Source organism: Pseudofrankia sp. EUN1h (assembly GCF_001854645.1).
In the GTDB taxonomy this organism is placed as follows: domain Bacteria; phylum Actinomycetota; class Actinomycetes; order Frankiales; family Frankiaceae; genus Pseudofrankia; species Pseudofrankia saprophytica.
In genome coordinates this window covers 199,419-217,002 of sequence record NZ_MBLN01000002.1, presented here as the reverse complement: position 1 = coordinate 217,002, position 17,584 = coordinate 199,419, and the positions used below count along the sequence as shown (strand labels likewise).

Here is a 17,584-nt window from a genome sequence, read left to right as displayed (position 1 = left end):
CTCCGTCGGCCCGGCCGTGCGGCCTCGCAACCTCGATGCCCAGCACCGCCGACCCACTCGACGCACCGATATAAGCACGGGGGCCCTGAGGCCTGGACACCGGGTCGAAACGCTCCGTATGGATAAAGTCACCCATCGAACACAAGAAGGACTTTCCGACCGGACGGCGAGCCAGGCCTAGGCCCGGGACGTCGCCGGGTCCGCGAGGACGGTGATGCCGAGGGCAACGGCGAGCGACGGCGCCAGACCCATGAGGCCGCCGGCGTCGATCTCGGCGCCGGCGAGGCCACTCGCGCCCGTCAGCCGGTCGAACCGGCAGTCGGCAAAGCGGGCCGCGGCGACGGTCGCGCCGGTGAAGTCGGCGCCCGTCAGATCGCAGCGGACGAACTCGACATGGTCGAGCCGGGCACGCGTCAGGTCCAGGCCGGTCAGGTCGCAGCCCTCGAACCGGGAGCGGTGCAACCGGCAGAACCGCAGGGTCAGGCCGTCCGCGCGCACGTCGGTCAGCCGCGCGTCGCGGATCTCGCCGTCCACCCAGACGGCCCCCGAAAGCCGGCCGCCGTCGACCGTCACCCTGGTCGCCGCGCCGCCGTCGACGACGGTGCCGGCCAGCGCGACGTCCCGCACCGCCACGTCCCGCAGAGTCACGCCGGCAAGCTGCCCGCCGACCACCCGCAGCGCGGCCACCCGGACGCCAACCAGCCGGAGGTCACGCCCGTCGCCGTCGCCGGCCTCGGCAAGCAGCTCCGCCAACTCGATCGTCTCCGCCAGCCCCCGACCACCACCACCGCCGCCGTCGCCGCCGCCGGCCGGCCGGGTTGGCTCAGGCGGCAGGTCAGGTACCACCGGAGTCCACGGGTCACTGCGTCGCCGCGTGGTCGCCATGGCATCAGCATCCCGGACGCCGCCGACACGTCTCGGTCTGGCCTCCGCCCCGCGACTCAGCCGCGGATCACGTCGATGAGGCTGAGGATCGCCAGGATCACGAAGGCAGCCGCCGCGATCCTCGTGATGACCTTTACCGGAACGACCCGCAGCAGGCCGCGACCACCGGCGATGGCGATCGCCGCCACCGACCACAGCGCGAGCAACGCGCCAAGCCAGACCGTCACCGGCGAACCGAACCGGGCGGCCAGGTTCGCCGTGGAAATCTGAGTCAGGTCGCCCATCTCGGCCAGGAAGATGACGGTGAACGAGGTCGCCGCCACTCGCCAGAAGCCACGAGATGCCGGGCTTTCCCGCTCCTCGGAAGCGACCGCGGCCTCGGTGGGTGCCGGTTCACCGGCCGACGGGCGGACGTCGACGGCGCGGCTCTCCTGGATCGAGCCGGCCCCACTGGTCTGGCCGATCTCGTCGGTCTCGTCGGTCTCGGCGCGGCCCTCGCGGTAGACGAGCACGGCGCCGACGGCGAACAGGACCAGCGAGATCGCGTCGACGACGCGGTGCGGCAGCAGCGTGAGCACGCTGCCGGCGGCGACGGCCAGCGTGACGTGCACGAGGAATGCCGCGGCCACCCCGGCCCAGACGTAGAGAGGCCGGTAGCGGCTGCCCATCACAAGGCTCGCGACCATCGTCTTGTCGGGCAGTTCGGCGACAAAAATGATGCCGAAAGTAACGAACGCGGCGGTAAGGCTCACGGCCTGGTCTCTCTTCTCAGGCCGGGCCGGGGGCGCGAGTCCCTTCGACCCGGCACGTGAACCGGATCGAAGGTCTCGTCCACCCGGTCGACCTCAAGATCGACCGGGCCCGACCGCCGGGCCTGCGTCGCCGAGCCTCAGCCGATCAAGATCGGCCTGGCCCGCGACGCCGCCAGTATGTCGACGGCCGGACTGCCTAGCGCCTTGGCGCCAGGCAGTAGGGCTACTCCCCTTCGCCAGCCACCTTACCGGAGGAGCGGAACCAACACTCCGGATCCACGCTTCCGCCGCGGGTCGCCACCTCCGCCGCCAGGCGTTGGGCCCCGCCGCGTCCGACCGCCGGTCCCGCCCACCGCGGCTCGGCAGGCCCGGCCCGGGCCGCCCAGGACCACCCAAGACCGGCGACAGGTGACAGAACCACCGACCCGGACGAAGGATCTCCGCTTTGGCATCCCGTGCCGGTTCGCCGACAACCGGCTGACAGGACCGCTGGCCGCTATGACATCATCGCTCGGYCGAGCCTGCGCGAATATCGCACGGGGGCGCAGCGAGCGGCGTACAGCCCGTCCGTCGAGGAGAGGCGCATGGCTTCCAAGAAACAAGTAAAGGCGTACGCCGACCAGGCTAAGACGACCCTGCGTAAGGCGGTACAGCAGACTGGCTTCGACGTCGTCCGCCGCCGTCCGGGGTTCGACGCCGCCGGCATGGATGCCCTGGCAGTCGCGACCATCCGCGAGACGTCCCCCTACACGATGACCGACCCGTCGAAGGTCTTCGGTCTCATCCAGGCCGTCCGCTACCTGGTGACGAACAAGATTCCCGGCAACATCGTCGAGTGCGGCGTGTGGGCCGGCGGCTCGTCGATGGCGGCCGCGCGCACGCTGCTGCAGCTCGGGGACACCTCGCGCCATCTCTACCTGTTCGACACCTTCGAAGGCATGACGCCGCCGACCGGTGCCGACGTAGCGCCGGACGGGCAGACCGCCGAGCACCTGCTCGCCAACTCCGACCCGGACGACCCGGCGTCAGCCTGGTCGATCGTGCCGCTGGAGCAGGTCAAGGAGAACATCGCACGGATCGGCTACCCCGCCGACAAGATCCATTTTGTCAAGGGCATGGTCGAGGACACGGTGCCTGCCGGCGCCCCGGAGCAGATCGCGCTGCTGCGCCTGGACACCGACTGGTTCGAGTCGACCCGGCACGAGATGGAGCACCTGTTCCCGCGGATCAGCCCGAGCGGGGTGCTGATCATCGATGACTACGGCTGGTGGAAGGGCTCCCAGCAGGCCGTCGACGCCTACATCGCGACCCACCAGATCCCGCTGCTGCTCACCCGCCTCGGCCCGGAGGGCGGCGCGATCGGCGTGGTCCCAGCGACCGGTGCGCTCCCCGCGCTGGCGAAGCCCACTCCGTCATCCGTTGGCGCCCGGGCCTCCTGACGCCGCGCGCCGGCCCGTCCTCGCCGCGCGAAGGGAGGACGGGCCGCTCCGGCGGCGACGCACCAGCGCAGCGCCCACCGCACCGGACACCGCTCAGGTGAACAGGCCGCGCCCCCAGTAGTCGCCGCCGGTGGCGGCGACGCCGGGCGGGACGGCGAAGATCGCGCTGCCCGTGTGCTCGATGTACTCGTTGAGCGCGTCCGAGTTCGCCAGCCGCGTCTGGAGCGGGATGAACTGTTTGCGCGGGTCTCTTTGGAAGGCGATGAAGAACAGGCCGGCGTCCAGGTGGCCGAGGCCATCGCTGCCATCGGTGAACGAGTAGCCGCGGCGCAGGATCGCATGGCCGCCGTTGGTGTCCGGCGAGGCCAGGCGGATGTGCGCGTCCGCCGGGATGACCAGCTCGCCGTCCGCCGTGTGGCCCTTGAGGTCCACGGCGTCGAACTCACCGGTGCGGCCGAACGGCGCGCCGACGACCTTGGTGCGACCGAAGGTGGTCTCCTGCTCGGCGAGTGAGGTGCGGTCCCAGCGCTCGATGAGCATCTGGATCCGGCGGGTCACCATGTACGACCCGCCGGCCATCCACGCGGCGGCGCTCTTCTCATCGTTGGGGGCGACCCAGACGTGCTCGTCGAGCTTGGCCGGCTGCTCGGCGTGGATGTTGTTCGTGCCGTCCTTGAACCCCATCAGGTTGCGCGGCGTCGCCTGGCTGGAGCTGGTCGACGCCGTGCGGCCGAACCCGAGCTGGGACCAGCGGACCGCGACGACGCCCCGGCCGATCCGGGCCAGGTTGCGCACGGCGTGCACGGCGATCTGCGGGTCGTCGGCGCAGGCCTGGACGGCGAGGTCCCCGCCGCAGCGCGCCGGCTCGAGGGCGTCGAGCGGGAAGGCGGGCAGGTCGACCAGCGCGGCCGGCCGGCGGCTGGCGAGTCCGAACCGGTCGACGCCAGCAGCCGTGGTGAACAGGGTCGGCCCGACGCCGAAGGTCAGGGTGAGGTGGCCGGACGCGAGCCCTTCGGCCTCGCCGGTGTCGTCGGGCGGCGCGTCCTGGGCGCCAGCGACGCCGTCGCCGACCGCCTTACCCGCGGCCATGGCGGCCGCGGCCGCCGTCCATTCCTTGAGTACCTCGACCAGATCGGCGCGGCTGTCGGTGACGACGTCGAACGCGGCGAAGTGCAGCCGGTCCTGCGCTGGGGTGGCGATCCCTGCCTGGTGGGCGCCGTGGAACTCCACGAGCTGTTTCCCCGAGGCGGGGACGGCCCCGGTCCCTCCGCTCTTGTCGTCCGAGCAGGCGGTCAGGCCACCGGCAGTGGCGGCGCCTGCGGCCGCGACTCCAGCCAGCCCGAACAGCCCTCGCCGCGACACCCGTGTCCCAGCCACGTTCTTTACCCCTGCTTCCTGTTCCTGCGTCCTCCCGGACGGTGGCACCGCCCGACTTCTGACTAGGCCGCCAGACGGCGCCTTTGTTACGACTGGTCCAGAAAACGCGGTTGGCCGGACCGGCCGCGGATGCCCACTGGCGGGCCGGTCCGGCCGCCCCGCTAGGCCGCGACCGCCCCGGTCAGCTTGGACAGCGGCTCGGCCAGGCCGTCGACCTTGTCGGACAGTGCTCGGACCTGGGTGTCGCTCAGCGAGGTGTAGTCCGCGTAGCCGTCGCCCGACTTGTACGGCTCCAGCGCCTTCTCGACATCGGTCAGGCGGGCGTCGATGGTCTTCGCCAGCTCCGGGTCGGTGTCCTTCAGAACTGGCAGCAGCGGCTCGTACGCGGCCCGGGCACCCTCGACGTTGGCGGCGAAGTCGATCAGGTCGGTGTGCGAGTACCGCTCCTCCTCGCCGGTGACCTTGCTGGTGGCGACCTCGTTGAGCAGCTCGGCCGCGCCGTTGCCGAGCTGGCTCGGGGTGAGCTTCACGTCGGTGACCAGCGTCTGCAGCTTCTTCACGTCGGCGAGCAACTTGTCGGCGACGGCCGGGTCGGAGGTCTTCCCGTTGACCCAGAGATCCTTCTCGATCACGTGGAAGCCGGTCCACTCGTCCGCTGGGACGTCGCCGTCCCGGGCGTCGATCGCCGGATCGAGGTCGCCGAAGCTTTCCGCGACCGGCTCGATCCGCTCGTAGAAGACCCGGGTCGGTGCGTAGAGGCGCTTGGCCGCCTCCACGTCGCCGCTCTTGACCGCCGCGACGAACGTCTCGGTGGCGGTGACCAGCTGACTGGTCTGGCCCTCCACGTAGACGCGGTACTCGCCGACGGCCTCGTACAGCCGCGGGTCGTAGGCGGCGCCCGGGGCGGACGCACCGGGCGCGGCGATGGTGAGCTTCGAGGTCACGCCGTCGCCAGTGGTACTGGTCGGCCGGCAGCGCAGGGTGTAGTCGCCCTCGGCCAGGTCGACGGTCAGGTTGCGCGACGTCCCCGGGCCGACGTTCTCCACCTCGCCGACGGCTTGGTCGTTCGCGCCGATGAAGTAGAGCTCGATCGCCTTGCCGGTGGTGTTCGAGACCTTGAAGGTGTGGGCGCCCGCGGACAGGGCCGGCCCCGAGTAGGCGCATGTGTCGTCGCCGGCGGTGACCACCGAGGCGCCGGCCGCGGTGCCGCCCGTGCCGCCGTCCGAGCCGCCGTTCAGCGCGAAACCGATCGCCCCACCAGCCACGAGCATGCCCACGACCGAGACGCTCAGGACCGGAACCGTCGTGAGCGTCCTACGCCAACCCATGACCTCGTCCTCCTTGGGAGCTGCTTCCTCGCCGCCGTCGGCGGGCTTGCTGGTGTCGTCGTTGCCGGCGGGCGCCGGGATGTCGCGGTGCTGGCCGCTGGGCGAGTCGGTGCTCTGGGTCGGGATGGCGGCCTCGGCGGCCGGGGCGGCGTCTGTCTGGGCCGTGCCCGGCCCGGCCGGAACCGCGCCTGCCTCGGCCGTCGCCTCGGCCGTGGCGGGGGCCGGGGCGGCCGCCGGCTCGGGGGACCTGAACAGGTAGCGGTAGCAGACGTAGATCGCCATGACCGGGACGAGGTAGCCGAGCCAGACGCCCAGCTGCGCCCACGACCACACCGGGCTGATGTTGAAGATGCCCTTGAGCAGCGCGCCGTACCAGCTGCTCTCCGAGATGTGGTCGGAGAGGTCGAACGCGAGCGCCTCGTGGCCCGGCAGCAGGTCGGCCTCCTGCAGGTCACCGACGCCGTAGGCGGCGACACCGGCGGCGACAACGATCAGCGCGCCACCCGTCCAGGTGAAGAACCTGCCGAGGTTGAACGTGAGCACGCGGTTGTAGAGCAGGTAGCCGAGCAGGATGGCGATCAGGATGCCGACGAGCGCGCCCAGCATCGGGCCGACGGTCGAGCCGTTCGTCGAGTCGATCGTCGCCCACAGGAACAGCGCTGTCTCCAGGCCCTCGCGGGCGACCGCGAGAAACGCGGTGAAGACGACGGCGCCCGCACCGACAGACAGTGCGGCGTCCATCTTGCCGCGCAGTTCGCCGGACAGGTTGCGCGCCGTCTTGCGCATCCAGAAGACCATCCAGGTCACCAGCACGACGGCGACCAGCGACAGGATCCCGCCCAGTCCCTCCTGCGCCTTGGTCGACAAGTTCGCGGAGGTGAACGTGAGCGCGGCACCGAAAGCCAGGCTGAGYGCGACCGCCGCCCCAACCCCGAAGGAGAGGTGGRCCATCCGGTCACGCCGGTCGATCTTGACCAGGTAGGCGGCAAGGATGCTGACGATCAGCGTTGCCTCGAGCCCTTCACGCAACCCGATCAGTAGGTTCGGAACGAAGTTGTCCACGCACTCTCCACTGGGCCCAGGTCCCATCCAGTTAGGACCACCTAACTTAAGGCAGGCCGACCTAACTTAGGACTACCTAAGACCTACACGCAAGGGTCCTCCGAACGAGTGCCCACGAGCACCTCGACCAAGACTCACAACAGCTCGACCAGCGCAGGAACGAAAGGCGCGCGGGCGTCCCCACACCCCCACCTCCAGGCGAAGATCGCCTCCGCCAACGGCTAGCGGCCGCACCCCTCCAGGACAGTCGGAACTCACCGCCGACACGCGACCCGAACGGGCGACCACAGCGTTGCCCTCGTCGAACGCATGTGCGAATGTTGGACGCGTGGAAGTGCGGATCGTGATCGACGGCGAGACGTTCGAGCTGCCGGCCGACACGGACCCGGACGGGCTTCGCCGACGCGTCGCCCAGGCGGTCTTCCGCGGCGAGGTCGAGCAGCTGTACCTGGCCGACGGCCACACGATGCTCGTCAACTGGCGCACGGTCAGGTTCGTCCAGATCCGCACCGGCCCGGCCGTGCCCGACCACTCCGGCATCGACACCGCGCCCGCGGCGACCGGTGACCCGCCGGCCCCCTAGACGGACCACGGTCGTGTGGTGGCCGGGGCGGGACCTACGGCCACCTTCCCCCGCACGGCCGTGGTCCCCACTCTCACTCTGATGTCAAAGAAGCGGCCGTGGCGTCATGCCTCCCGGGCCGGGTTGTCTCTCAGGTGGAAGCTGGCTTTCCCCAGCCGCCGCCGCCTGGGGTGTGGACCGTGATCACGGCGCCGGCAGGCAGCGGTCGGCTGGCCTTGGGCGGGAGCGGGTCGCCGTCGACGTCGGCGCGGCCGACGACGCCGGGGCCGCCGCCGGCCGCGCCCTGCGGAGCGTGGCGACGGCGATCGGCCAGCACCGACAGGGTCGCCGGCTCCAGCACCCGGATCGCGCGGACCAGGCCGGCGCCGCCGGCGTGCAGGCCGGCGCCGGCCGTCGTCTCGTCGAGCTCGTAGCGCTCCACCCGCATCGGGTACTCGAGCTCGAGTGCCTCGATCGGGGTGTTGAGCGTGTTCGTCATCCCGACGTGCACCCCGGACGGGCCCGGCCCGCGCGCCGAGCCCCCTGCCCCACCCGCCAGCGTCTCGTAGTACGTCCAGCCGTCGCCGCCGATCACCAGGTTGTTCATCGTCCCCTGGCCCTGCGCGGGCAGGACCGGCAGCGTCGCCGGGTCCTCTCCCGTCTCGGTCGCCGCCGCCGCCGCGCCCGCGGCGGCGGCGGTAGCGGTAGCGGTAGCGGCGGCGACCGCCTGGCCCAGGGCGGCGAGCACGGTGTCGGCGATCCGCTGTGACGTCTCGACGTTGCCGGCGACGACGGCCGACGGACGACGGGCGTCGACCAGCGAGCCAGGCTCGGTGACGACCGTGAGCGGCGCGTACGTGCCGTCGTTCGCCGGCACGTCGTCGGGCAGCAGCACCCGCAACGCGAAGCAGCACGCCGAGCGGGTCACCGCGCGCGGGCAGTTGACGTTGCCCCGGACGGCCGGCGAGGTGCCGGTGAAGTCCACCGTGAGGCCGTCCCCGGCGATCGTCACCGCGACCCGCAGCGGGATGTCGACGTCGTCCGCGCCGTCGCCCTCCAGCTCGCTGGCCGCCTCGTACCGGCCGTCTGGCAGCAGCGCGACCAGCGCCCGGCCGCGCCGCTCGCCGTAGCGCAGCACCTCGGCGAAGGCGGTGAGCACGGTCGCCAGGCCGTGCCGCGCGGCGAGCTCGGCCAGGCGGGTGCCGGCGAGCCGGTTCGCGGCCGCCTGCGCGCGCAGGTCGCCACGGCGCAGGTCGGGGGTGCGCGAGTTCGCGCAGATGAGGTCGAGGATGTCGTCCTGCCATCCGCCCGCCCGGACCAGCCGGACCGGCGGGATGATCAGCCCCTCGGCGAAGATCTCGCGCGAGTCGGCCGGCATCGAGCCGGGCCGCATGCCGCCCATGTCGGAGTGGTGCGCCCTCGTGGCCGCGTAGCCGATGATCTCGCCACCCGGTCCACCCGGCCCACTCGGCCCACCCGGTCCTTCCGACCCGCCCGCGGAGGCGATCGGCGGGATGGTCAGGGGGCTGACGAGGGTGACGTCCGGCAGGTGGTTGCCACCGGTGAACGGGTCGTTGAGCACCCACACGTCCCCTGGCGCCGCGCCGCGCTCGGCGACCACCCGTACCGACTCGTAGAGCGCCCCCAGGTGCACGGGCACGTGCGCCGCCTGCGCGACCATCCGGCCGTCCGCGTCGAACAGCGCCGCCGAGCAGTCCCGCCGCTCCTTGATGTTCGACGAGTACGCGCTGCGGACCAGCAGCGTCCCCATCTCCTCGGCGATCCCGGCGAGCCCGCTCGCGAGCACCGACAGGGTCACCGGGTCCAGCCCGGCCGGCACCGCGTCCATCTCCCCAGCGTGGCAGCTCCCCGCCCGGCGCGGGCCGTGAGGGCCGTGGTCAGATGAGGCCATGCCAGCCGCCACCCCCGGCGTGCCCGCCGGCCCGTCCACCGGTAGGTCGAACGGTCTGTCCACCCGTGAGCCTCCGGGCGGCGTCTCGGCCGAGCTCGCCGCCGACGTCGCCGGGCGGGTGCGGGCGCTCATGCCGCGTGCCCGCCAGGAGCTCGCCGAGCTCGTCGCCATCCCGACCGTCTTCGACCCCCKGCTCGGGCCGTCGGCCGACTGCGTGCGCGGCGCCGACCTGGTCGCGGACGCGCTGCGCAACGCCGGGCTGCCGGACGTGCGGCTGGTCGAGACGCCGGACGGCTCGACGGCGGCGATCGGCCACCGACCAGCGCCTGCCGGCGCGCCGACGGTGCTGCTCTATGCCCACTACGACGTCCAGCCCCCGGGCGACGAGGCGAGCTGGGACAGCCCGCCGTTCACGCTGACCGAGCGGGACGGTCGCTGGTACGGCCGGGGCGCCGCCGACTGCAAGGGCAACCTGATGGCCCATCTCACCGCCCTGCGGGCGGTCGGGGATGCCCCGCCCGTCGGGATCAAGGTCGTCGTCGAGGGCTCCGAGGAGCAGGGCACCGGGGGGCTCGAGCGGTTCGTCGACCAGAACCCGGACCTGCTGACCGCGGACACGATCGTGATCTGCGACTCGGGCAACGTCGCCGTGGGCGTGCCGACGCTGACGACGGCGCTGCGCGGCCTGGTGAGCGCCGTCGTCCGGGTGACCACCGGCACCAGCGGCATGCACAGCGGCATGTTCGGCGGCCCGACGCCGGACGCCCTGCTGGCGCTGGTCGCGATGCTCGCGACGCTGCACGACGAGGCGGGCGACGTCACCATCCCCGGGCTCGCGACCGACGGGGTGTGGAGCGGCGAGCCCTACCCCGAGGAACGGCTGCGCGCCGACGCGCACGTGCTGCCCGGGGTCGGCCTGCTCGGAAGCGGGACCGTCGCCGACCAGCTGTGGGCCCGGCCGGCGCTGACGGTCATCGGCATGGAGGTTCCGCCGCTGACCGGCGCGCCGTCGGCGGTTCAGCCGGCCGCCGCGGCCCGGCTGAACCTGCGGGTTCCGCCGGGCGTCGATCCGGAGGCCGCCTATGGGCTGCTCGCCGAGCATCTGCGCGCGGTCGCGCCGTGGCGTGTCCAGGTGGAGGTCGAGTTGGAGGGATCCGGCGCGTCGTTCCGCGCCGCGACCGACGGGCCCGGCTACCGGGCGATGACGGCGGCGCTGGCGACGGCCTACGGGCGGCCGGTCACCACGGCGGGGCAGGGCGGCGGGATACCGCTGTGCAACACGTTCGCGCGGACCTACCCGGACGCTGAGATCATGCTGGTCGGCGTCTCCGAGCCAGCCTGCCTCATCCACGCCCCCAATGAGAGCGTCGCCCCCAGCGAGATCGAGCAGATCGCCCTGGCCGAGGCGCTCTTCCTGCTCGGCCATCCAGCGAAAGCAGGGAGATCATGATCGGGGCGGGGCGAATAGCACGATCACCCCGTAAAATGAGCAACCCAGCTCCGCGCCTGGCATCGCACGGTGCCATTCTTGGGGGTCATGGAATCGCGGGGGGATGAGGCCACGTTGGCCATGCCCTCGGAACCCCCGCCGGTGACGGCCCCGTCCGGGGAGCCACAGTCCGCGAATCCCGCGCCCGTCGACCAGTTGTCCGCCCAGCCCGTGCCGCCCGCGCTCGCGCCGGCCACTTCCCCTGAACCCGTGGTGACCGAGACCCCGACGACCGCGACCCCGGCGCCCACGACCGAGCCCGCGACGACCGAGGCCCGGCCCGGCCCGCCGACCCCGCCGGCCGGAACCGAGACCGGAACCGAGACTGAGACCACGCCCGCGGCGCCAGCCCGCCAGCGGGCCCCCCGGCGCGCGCCGGCCAAAACGGCGGCCGCCAAGGGCCCGACCGTCTCGCAGACCGCGTCCACAGGCGCCACGACCACAGGCGCCACGACCACGGACGCCACGACCACGGACGCCACGACCACGGACGCCACGACCACGGAACCGTCGAGGCCGAAGACGACCCGCACCCGGTCGACGCGTAGCCGGACCAAGGCCACACCCGCCGCGACGGCCAGGCAGTTGCCGCTGCCGGACCCCACGGCGGCCGATCCCACGGCGGCGGACCCCACCGCCGCTCCCGCGCCGGACAGACCCGCCCAACAGGCCGGCCCGGGCATGACGAGGTTCGCCGACTCGACGCCGGAGCCGGCCGAGACGCGGGTCTCCCCCCAGCTCGGTCCGACGGGCACGGGGGATCTCAGCGAGCTGATCCGGCTGCTGATCCCGGATGACCCGACGACCGGCCCGGTCCCGATCCCGGCGCCGGCCCCGGACACCGGCCCGCTGATCCTGCCCCCGATCTACGGCCCGTTCCTGATGCCGATGGCCGGCGAGACGGGGTCACACACCATTCCGCTCGCGTACCGGGGATGGGACGCCGAGGACACGTCTGGCTACGCGCCGGACGACGCCACCGCGCCGGTGAACCCGGAAGGCGCGGACCAGGGCAGCCGGGGCACGGCGCCAACCGGTGGGAGCGCCACCGGCGAAACCACCACCGCGGCCGCGGAACGGCCCACCGCCCCAGCCGCCGCGACGCGGGCGGACGGGGCCGCCGAGCCCCGCGGCGTCGCCGAGCCGGACGGGGCCACTGAGCCGGACGGGGCCGCCGAGCCGGACGAGGACGGGTTCACGGTCGTCGGGGTGTTGGCGCACCGGCGGCGCGGATGGCGCTGGATGCGCTGGCTGTTGGCGTTCCTGCCGCTGCCCGCGCGCCGTTCACCGGCGGGGCGGGGGCCGTTCTCGCGGCACTGGCCACGGGCGTTGCGCTGGTCGCTGGACATGAGCTGGGAGCGGGCGTTGCGCCGGCCGGGGCTCCGGCGCTGGCTCCCCGCCGTGGACTGGGAGGAGACCATGGGCCGGCCGCCGGCCCGGCACCTGCTGCCCGCGCTGATCTGGCCATCGGCTCCGCCTGGGCCAGCGGTGCGGCGCTGGCCGACGGTCGAGCGCTCGCCGTCCCGGCCGGGCTGGGCCAGGGGTGACGTCGACCGACGGTTCACGCCGGTATACGCGGTGGCGTTCTCACCGGACGGGCGGCGGCTGGCGACGGCGAGCGGCGACGGCCGCGTCCGGCTGTGGAACGTCGACGACCCGGGCGCGCCCACGCGGCTGTGGGAGGTCTCGACGAGGTTCGCGGCCGGGCCGGTCGTGGCGTTCTCCCCCGACGGCGCGTGGCTGGCCACCGGCCACGACAGCACCAACGCGGTGCTCTKGGAGATGAGCGAGCTGGCCGGGCCCGTCCCGCGCGCGTTGCTCACCCATCCCGGCGGCCTGACCGGGGTGCACTTCTCGGCGGACGGGCGACGGCTGGTCGCCACCTTCGCCGCGGAGGCCGCCCGGATCTGGGACATCACGGACCCCACTCATCCGCGCCCGCTGGGCCGCGCGGGCGACTCGCGCCTGGTGCGCGCCGCCGCGATCTTCCCGGACGGGCGCTGGCTCGCGACCGCGGGCGAACGGGTCGAGTTCTGGGAGGTCTCGGCCACGCCGGTGCGCCGGATGCACCTGGCGGCCGGCGAGGGCCCGCTGTTCGACGTGGCGGTGGCGCCGGACGGCCGGACGATGGCGGTGGGACGCCTCGACGGCACCGTCGACCTCTGGCACACGATCGACCCGTCGGCGCCGGCGCCGCGGGCCTCGATCGACGCGCACGCCGGCTGGATCACCTCTGTCACCTTCGGCGCGGACAGCCGGTGGCTGGCCACCGTGAGCGCGGAGCACGTCGCGCTGTGGGACCTACGGGACCCGACCGCCGCGGTCGGGCGGACGCGCGCGCGCCTGCCGGTGACCGCCGTCGCGTTCGCTCCCGGGCGCGGCCTGCTCGCCGTCGCGAGCCTCGACGGGTCGGTGGCCCTGCTGCGCCCGACGACGCCGGTCTCACTGGAGCGGGACACACGGCCGGCCCAGGCTCATGAGCCGGGCGGCGCGAACGGCCACGCGGCGGTGCGCCCTGACGAGGCATGGGCCGTCGAGGCGACCGACACCGAGAAGACGGAGATCACGGCCGATGTCCGGCCGCTGACGACCCTCGGGCCGACCGGGGACGCGCCGGTCGACGCCGGCATCGACCTGCCGGGCACGCGCCGCCGTGGGCGCCGGACGAACGGCGGGGCGGTGGTGGTCGGGGGGGCCACGATCGGCCTGAGCTGTCTGCTCGTCTTCGGTCACCAGCTTGGGCTGCCTCCGGCGCTGCTGTTGATCGTCGGACTGATCGTCGTGTTGGCGCTGGTCGCTGCGCTGGGGGTGGCGCTGGCGGCGGCCGTCTGGGCGCCGATGGCTGCCGGGCCGCGCCGGGCCGCCGGCGCGGACGGGTCGGTCAGCCGGTCAGCCGGCCGGCGAACACGCGGTGCGCATACCCGCTCGGCGAGCCGGCCGCGCCGACCGGGGTCGCGGACGGCGGTCGACGGCCCAACGACGGCGACGGCGACGGCGACGGCGACGCGAACGAATCCGACGGAGCTGACCGAGCCGACCGAGCAGCGGCCGAGCGCGGGCACGGATCCGCTGAACGCCACGCTTCCGCTCGACCTCGCCGGCCTGGATGACATCGACATGGATGTCGTCGGGACCGAGGACGACGGCCTCGGTGGCCGGGTGGGCGCCGGGTCCGAGGGTGCCGCGACGGCCCCCCAGCCCGTACCCGAACCGACGCGTCCGACGTCATAGGCAACGTTCCCATCACCCAAAGAACCCGGGCCGGCTATCCGGGTCACCTACGCTGCGTGGCTCCGGCGGTTCCTGGCCGGCGGAGCGGCCCGAAGAACCGTTTCGACCTGGCGCGGCCGATGTGCCCGAGCTGAGCCAACTGCCGTAAAGTCACCGGTGAGACCACCGGTCTTCGGCATTCGGATACTCGACAGTGAGGTGGTGGCAGCCTTGTTCACCGCCCGGCGGGATCCGGATGCGTCCGCGAAGGGCACGGCCCAGCGGRCCACAGCGCCCACGGAGGCCACGGCACTCACAGAGGTCGGGACGCCGGCGGAGGCCACGGCGGCCCCGGTCACCGTCCTCCAGATCGGGGACGTCGCTCGGCAGGTAGGTCTGTCCCTGCGCACGGTCCGCTTCTACGAGGAGGCCGGGCTGCTCACCCCGGTCGGTCGGACCCAGGGTGGCTTCCGTCTCTACGACGAGGACGCCCTGGACCGGTTGCTTCTGATCAAGCGTATGAAGCCGCTCGGCTTCACGCTGGAGGAGATGCGCTCCCTGCTCGCGGTACGTGACGAGCTTCGCGTGCCGGACCTGACGGCGGACCGCCAGCACGAACTGCGGGAGCGGCTGAAGACCTGGGCCGTGCTGGCGGAGGAGAAGCTCGCCGATCTGCGGGCGCGTGCCGGGATCGCCGCGGACTTCGTCGCCGGCCTGCACGACGACGCGTCCCGGCTGCCCGAAGTCACGGACGACTCCGATGTCACAGACGACCCCGATGTCACGGACGATCTCACGGACATCGTCACGCGCTCCGGCGCCGTCGACACCGCCCCCATCACCGGGGACAGTGCCACGACCTGCGACGATGGCGGTAGTGGCGGCGCGGCGCGCGCCGTCACCGCCCACCGCTCAACCGCACCCGAGCACGACGCGCCTTCGACCGAGACGAGCCCCGACCGGACCTGACCGTCCGCGCCGCCGGCGCGCCGCCGCGAGCGGTCGCCGATCGACGCGGAACGGACGCCGAGTGCCCGCGCGCTCGGCCAGCGGCACCCGCCGAGCCCACCCGTCCCGCCTCCAGCATCGATAAGGGTTCAGTTGTCCAGCACGCATAGCATCCCGTCCGCCGCCAACGCCGGACGCGAGGTTTACCCGATCGGCGACGTAGCGGACAAGGTCACCCTGTCGTTGCGCACGACGCGCTTCTACGCCGAAGCCGGCCTGCTCGCCGCCGTCGCCGAGGACGGGGCCGGGGCACCGCTGTACGACGAGGAGGCCGTCGACCGTCTCCTCCTGGTCAAGAAGATGAAGCCGCTCGGCTTCGCCCTCGAGGAGATGCGCGCCCTCATCGACCTGCGCGACGAGGCGACGAGCGCCGGCACTCCTCCCGAGCGGCGGGAGGAGCTGCTCGACCGGCTTCACACCTGGGTCACCCTCGGCGAGGAGAAGCTGCGCTCGCTCGAGGAGCAGGTCCGCATCGCGGAGTCGTTCCTGCACGGCCTGCACGACGACGCTCACCGCGCCCGCCGCGCGGCCGGCGAGTAGTCCGCATGCCGACCTTCATTCAGAAGCCGACCATCGTCGAGGCGGCGGGCACCCTACCGAAGATCATCCGGGAGTACGTCGGCAAGGTGAACACCGGTTCGTCCGGTGTGAGCATCGCGCACATGACCAGCCCGGGGGGCTGGGAGGAGCCGGGCCAGCGGCCCGAGTTCGACGAGTACACGCTGGTGCTGCGCGGCACGCTCACCGTGGAGCACTCCGGTGGCGTGATCGAGGTCGGTGCCGGTGAGGCCGTCCACACGGCGGCCGGTGAATGGGTGCGGTACAGCACTCGCGGCGCCGACGGCGCCGACTACATCTCGGTCTGCCTGCCCGCCTTCGCCCCCGACACCGTCCACCGCGACGCCTGAGGCGGCCCCGCGGCAGACGCTTTGCGCCCGCCGCCGGGTACCGCCTGTCGGGCGCTGAGCGCCCTCCCACGTGGTTCCGGGTCGAGGCCTGTGACGGTGGCTGGACCGAGTCGGGGCTGGCGAGGTGGCTTGTTTGGCGCTGCGCTGATGCGCCGTCACCTCCGGTAGCAAGTTGCGCTTACTGGTCTGGAGTGTCGGCGTCGGGGCCGCGGCGGGCAGGGCGCCGACTACGATCGGGGGGAACCGCCGCGGCGCCCTCCGGCCGACCGACTGAACAGCTGGCCGACCGACTGGTTGGATGGCTCCGAAGGGCGAGCAAGACGGGCTGGCGGCGGCGGGAGGCGACGGATGACGGAATCGAGCGAGTCACCGCCACTGCTGCGCCGACTCGTCGGAGACGTGCTGCGCGACTACCGGATGGGCCAGGGTCGGACGCTGCGTGATGTGGCGGTCGCCGCGCGGGTATCCGTCCCGTACCTGTCCGAGGTGGAGCGGGGCCGCAAGGAGGCCTCCTCCGAGGTGCTCGCCGCGGTATGCCGCGGCCTGGACATCCGGCTGAGTGACCTGCTCGAGCAGGTGCGCCGCGAGCTGGTGGAGCGCGAGCCCAGCGCGGAGTCCCGGCAGGAGTCCCGCCAGGAGCCGTCGCGGGTGCCGGTTCGGCCGCTGGCCGGTTCGAAGGCGCCCACTCGCCCGTTGGCGGGCGCGAAGGCGCCGGCCGCCAGGCCGGCCGCGCCGGCGCGGCCGGTGTCCCCCACGGTCCCCAGCCGTCTCGTCCGCGCCGCCGACCAGGCCATCCCGACTCCGCCATCCCCGTCGGGCCCGACCTGCCAGCTCGGTGCCGCCTACACCCCACCGGCCCGGGCGGTCCGCCCGCTTCGGCGTCGTGGCCGCTACGGGCCGCCGGGCGGTCTCGGTCCCCGCCGGGCCCTGGCACCGATCGTTCCCGCGCCGCCGGGCCGGCCGCCCGCCCGGGCGGCCCTGTCCGGACGCGGGCATGCTGCTCGGCCGGCGGGTCTACGCGGTGTCGTCCCGGTCCGCGTGCCCGCCCGCGTCGTGGGGCACCGCGTCTGGCTTTGACGCCGTCTGCATCCGCGTGTCCGCCTGTTTTCTGATGATCCCGGGGATGACGGCCCAGAGCAGGACAAGGACCAGAAACGTCAACGCACCGGCGATGATCCCGGCAAGCGAGCCGATGACGACGTCGAAGATGAGGGTGACGACGCCGGCGACGGCGAGCGCGAGCAGCGCCAGTCCCGCCTGCGCCATTGCGTTCGCCGCCTGGATGAGCAGTTCCTTCTGATGGCGGCGGAACACCGCCCGATGCAGGCTGACCGGCATCAGCAGAAGGCCCGTCGCCGCGACCGCGAGCAGCACGACGACCAGGTAGAGCGTCCGCTGGACCGAGCTGAGATCCGAGAATCTCGGCTGGAACGGAAGCGCCAGCAGGAAGGCCGTCAGCAGCTGCACGCCCGTCTGCGCGACGCGGAGCTCCTGTAGCAGCTCCGTCCAGTTCCGGTCCCGCCGCTGATCCAGCGTCTCGCCGGGGCGGAGACCCACGTCGTCGATCGACGGGGTGTCCTGACCGCTCGCCGCCGGGTCTCCGGCCCGACCGGCGGCCGTGGGCGACCGGCCGGCTGATCGCTCGTTCATGT

The 17,584-nt window shown here is 73.1% G+C and carries 14 protein-coding genes; 8 read left to right on the top strand and 6 right to left on the bottom strand.

All coding sequences use genetic code 11. The annotated features are described in order from the left end of the window. Nucleotides 1-177 precede the first annotated feature (177 nt). Nucleotides 178-885 (bottom strand): pentapeptide repeat-containing protein, encoded by a 708-nt coding sequence (locus BCD49_RS01540; RefSeq protein WP_035924243.1) that lies wholly within the window; start codon nucleotides 883-885, stop codon nucleotides 178-180. Nucleotides 886-941: 56 nt separating this feature from the next. Further along, nucleotides 942-1,637: a TMEM165/GDT1 family protein gene (locus BCD49_RS01535; RefSeq protein ID WP_007514348.1), complete on the bottom strand. Its 696-nt coding sequence runs from the start codon at nucleotides 1,635-1,637 to the stop codon at nucleotides 942-944. A gap of 584 nt (nucleotides 1,638-2,221) precedes the next feature. On the opposite strand from BCD49_RS01535, the gene BCD49_RS01530 reads away from it, so the two are divergent. After that, on the top strand, nucleotides 2,222-3,076 hold the full coding sequence (locus BCD49_RS01530; RefSeq protein WP_007514350.1) for a TylF/MycF/NovP-related O-methyltransferase: 855 nt from the start codon (nucleotides 2,222-2,224) through the stop codon (nucleotides 3,074-3,076). A gap of 93 nt (nucleotides 3,077-3,169) precedes the next feature. Here BCD49_RS01530 and efeB read toward each other — a convergent pair whose 3' ends face one another. Both efeB and efeO read right to left on the bottom strand, forming a co-directional pair. Then, nucleotides 3,170-4,453, bottom strand: a complete 1,284-nt coding sequence (efeB, locus tag BCD49_RS01525) for an iron uptake transporter deferrochelatase/peroxidase subunit (protein WP_007514351.1) — start codon at nucleotides 4,451-4,453, stop codon at nucleotides 3,170-3,172. A 161-nt stretch (nucleotides 4,454-4,614) separates the two neighbouring features. After that, nucleotides 4,615-6,843, bottom strand: coding sequence for an iron uptake system protein EfeO (efeO, locus tag BCD49_RS43360; RefSeq protein ID WP_241832228.1), 2,229 nt, complete (start codon nucleotides 6,841-6,843; stop codon nucleotides 4,615-4,617). Between the two features lie 328 nt (nucleotides 6,844-7,171). Between efeO and BCD49_RS01515 the strand changes: the two genes are divergently transcribed. Further along, complete coding sequence (locus tag BCD49_RS01515) at nucleotides 7,172-7,426, top strand: hypothetical protein (RefSeq protein ID WP_131803354.1); 255 nt, start codon at nucleotides 7,172-7,174, stop codon at nucleotides 7,424-7,426. 130 nt (nucleotides 7,427-7,556) lie between these two features. Here BCD49_RS01515 and BCD49_RS01510 read toward each other — a convergent pair whose 3' ends face one another. Beyond that, the gene (locus BCD49_RS01510) at nucleotides 7,557-9,254 is read right to left on the bottom strand and encodes a hydantoinase B/oxoprolinase family protein (protein WP_035924245.1); all 1,698 of its coding nucleotides are present in this window, start codon (nucleotides 9,252-9,254) and stop codon (nucleotides 7,557-7,559) included. A gap of 61 nt (nucleotides 9,255-9,315) precedes the next feature. Here BCD49_RS01510 and BCD49_RS01505 point away from each other — a divergent pair, with 61 nt between their 5' ends. The 6 genes from BCD49_RS01505 (at nucleotide 9,316) to BCD49_RS45765 (ending at nucleotide 17,009) form a co-directional block, all read left to right on the top strand. After that, on the top strand, nucleotides 9,316-10,767 hold the full coding sequence (locus tag BCD49_RS01505) for a dipeptidase (protein ID WP_083401184.1): 1,452 nt from the start codon (nucleotides 9,316-9,318) through the stop codon (nucleotides 10,765-10,767). A 120-nt stretch (nucleotides 10,768-10,887) separates the two neighbouring features. Then, nucleotides 10,888-14,037: a WD40 repeat domain-containing protein gene (locus BCD49_RS01495; RefSeq protein ID WP_158072922.1), complete on the top strand. Its 3,150-nt coding sequence runs from the start codon at nucleotides 10,888-10,890 to the stop codon at nucleotides 14,035-14,037. A 201-nt stretch (nucleotides 14,038-14,238) separates the two neighbouring features. Further along, entirely contained in the window at nucleotides 14,239-14,985 is a 747-nt protein-coding gene (locus BCD49_RS46280; protein WP_442960455.1) for a MerR family transcriptional regulator, read from the top strand. Between the two features lie 132 nt (nucleotides 14,986-15,117). Then, entirely contained in the window at nucleotides 15,118-15,564 is a 447-nt protein-coding gene (locus tag BCD49_RS01485; RefSeq protein ID WP_007514361.1) for a MerR family transcriptional regulator, read from the top strand. 5 nt (nucleotides 15,565-15,569) lie between these two features. Next, the gene (locus BCD49_RS01480) at nucleotides 15,570-15,932 is read left to right on the top strand and encodes a cupin domain-containing protein (protein WP_007514362.1); all 363 of its coding nucleotides are present in this window, start codon (nucleotides 15,570-15,572) and stop codon (nucleotides 15,930-15,932) included. 348 nt (nucleotides 15,933-16,280) lie between these two features. Next, nucleotides 16,281-17,009 (top strand): helix-turn-helix domain-containing protein, encoded by a 729-nt coding sequence (locus BCD49_RS45765; RefSeq protein WP_007514363.1) that lies wholly within the window; start codon nucleotides 16,281-16,283, stop codon nucleotides 17,007-17,009. Here BCD49_RS45765 and BCD49_RS01470 read toward each other — a convergent pair. Further along, nucleotides 16,947-17,582 carry a DUF6328 family protein gene (locus BCD49_RS01470; RefSeq protein WP_007514364.1) on the bottom strand — a complete coding sequence of 212 codons (636 nt, stop codon included), beginning with the start codon at nucleotides 17,580-17,582 and terminating at the stop codon, nucleotides 16,947-16,949. The genes BCD49_RS45765 and BCD49_RS01470 overlap by 63 nt on opposite strands. Between the last annotated feature and the right edge of the window lie 2 nt (nucleotides 17,583-17,584).

Coding starts and splice junctions, on each gene's coding strand:
- BCD49_RS01540 (WP_035924243.1), bottom strand. CDS start 885: ATGGCGACCACGCGGCGACGCAGTGACCCGTGGACTCCGGTGGTACCT.
- BCD49_RS01530 (WP_007514350.1), top strand. CDS start 2,222: ATGGCTTCCAAGAAACAAGTAAAGGCGTACGCCGACCAGGCTAAGACG.
- BCD49_RS01510 (WP_035924245.1), bottom strand. CDS start 9,254: ATGGACGCGGTGCCGGCCGGGCTGGACCCGGTGACCCTGTCGGTGCTC.
- BCD49_RS01480 (WP_007514362.1), top strand. CDS start 15,570: ATGCCGACCTTCATTCAGAAGCCGACCATCGTCGAGGCGGCGGGCACC.
- BCD49_RS45765 (WP_007514363.1), top strand. CDS start 16,281: ATGACGGAATCGAGCGAGTCACCGCCACTGCTGCGCCGACTCGTCGGA.
- BCD49_RS01470 (WP_007514364.1), bottom strand. CDS start 17,582: ATGAACGAGCGATCAGCCGGCCGGTCGCCCACGGCCGCCGGTCGGGCC.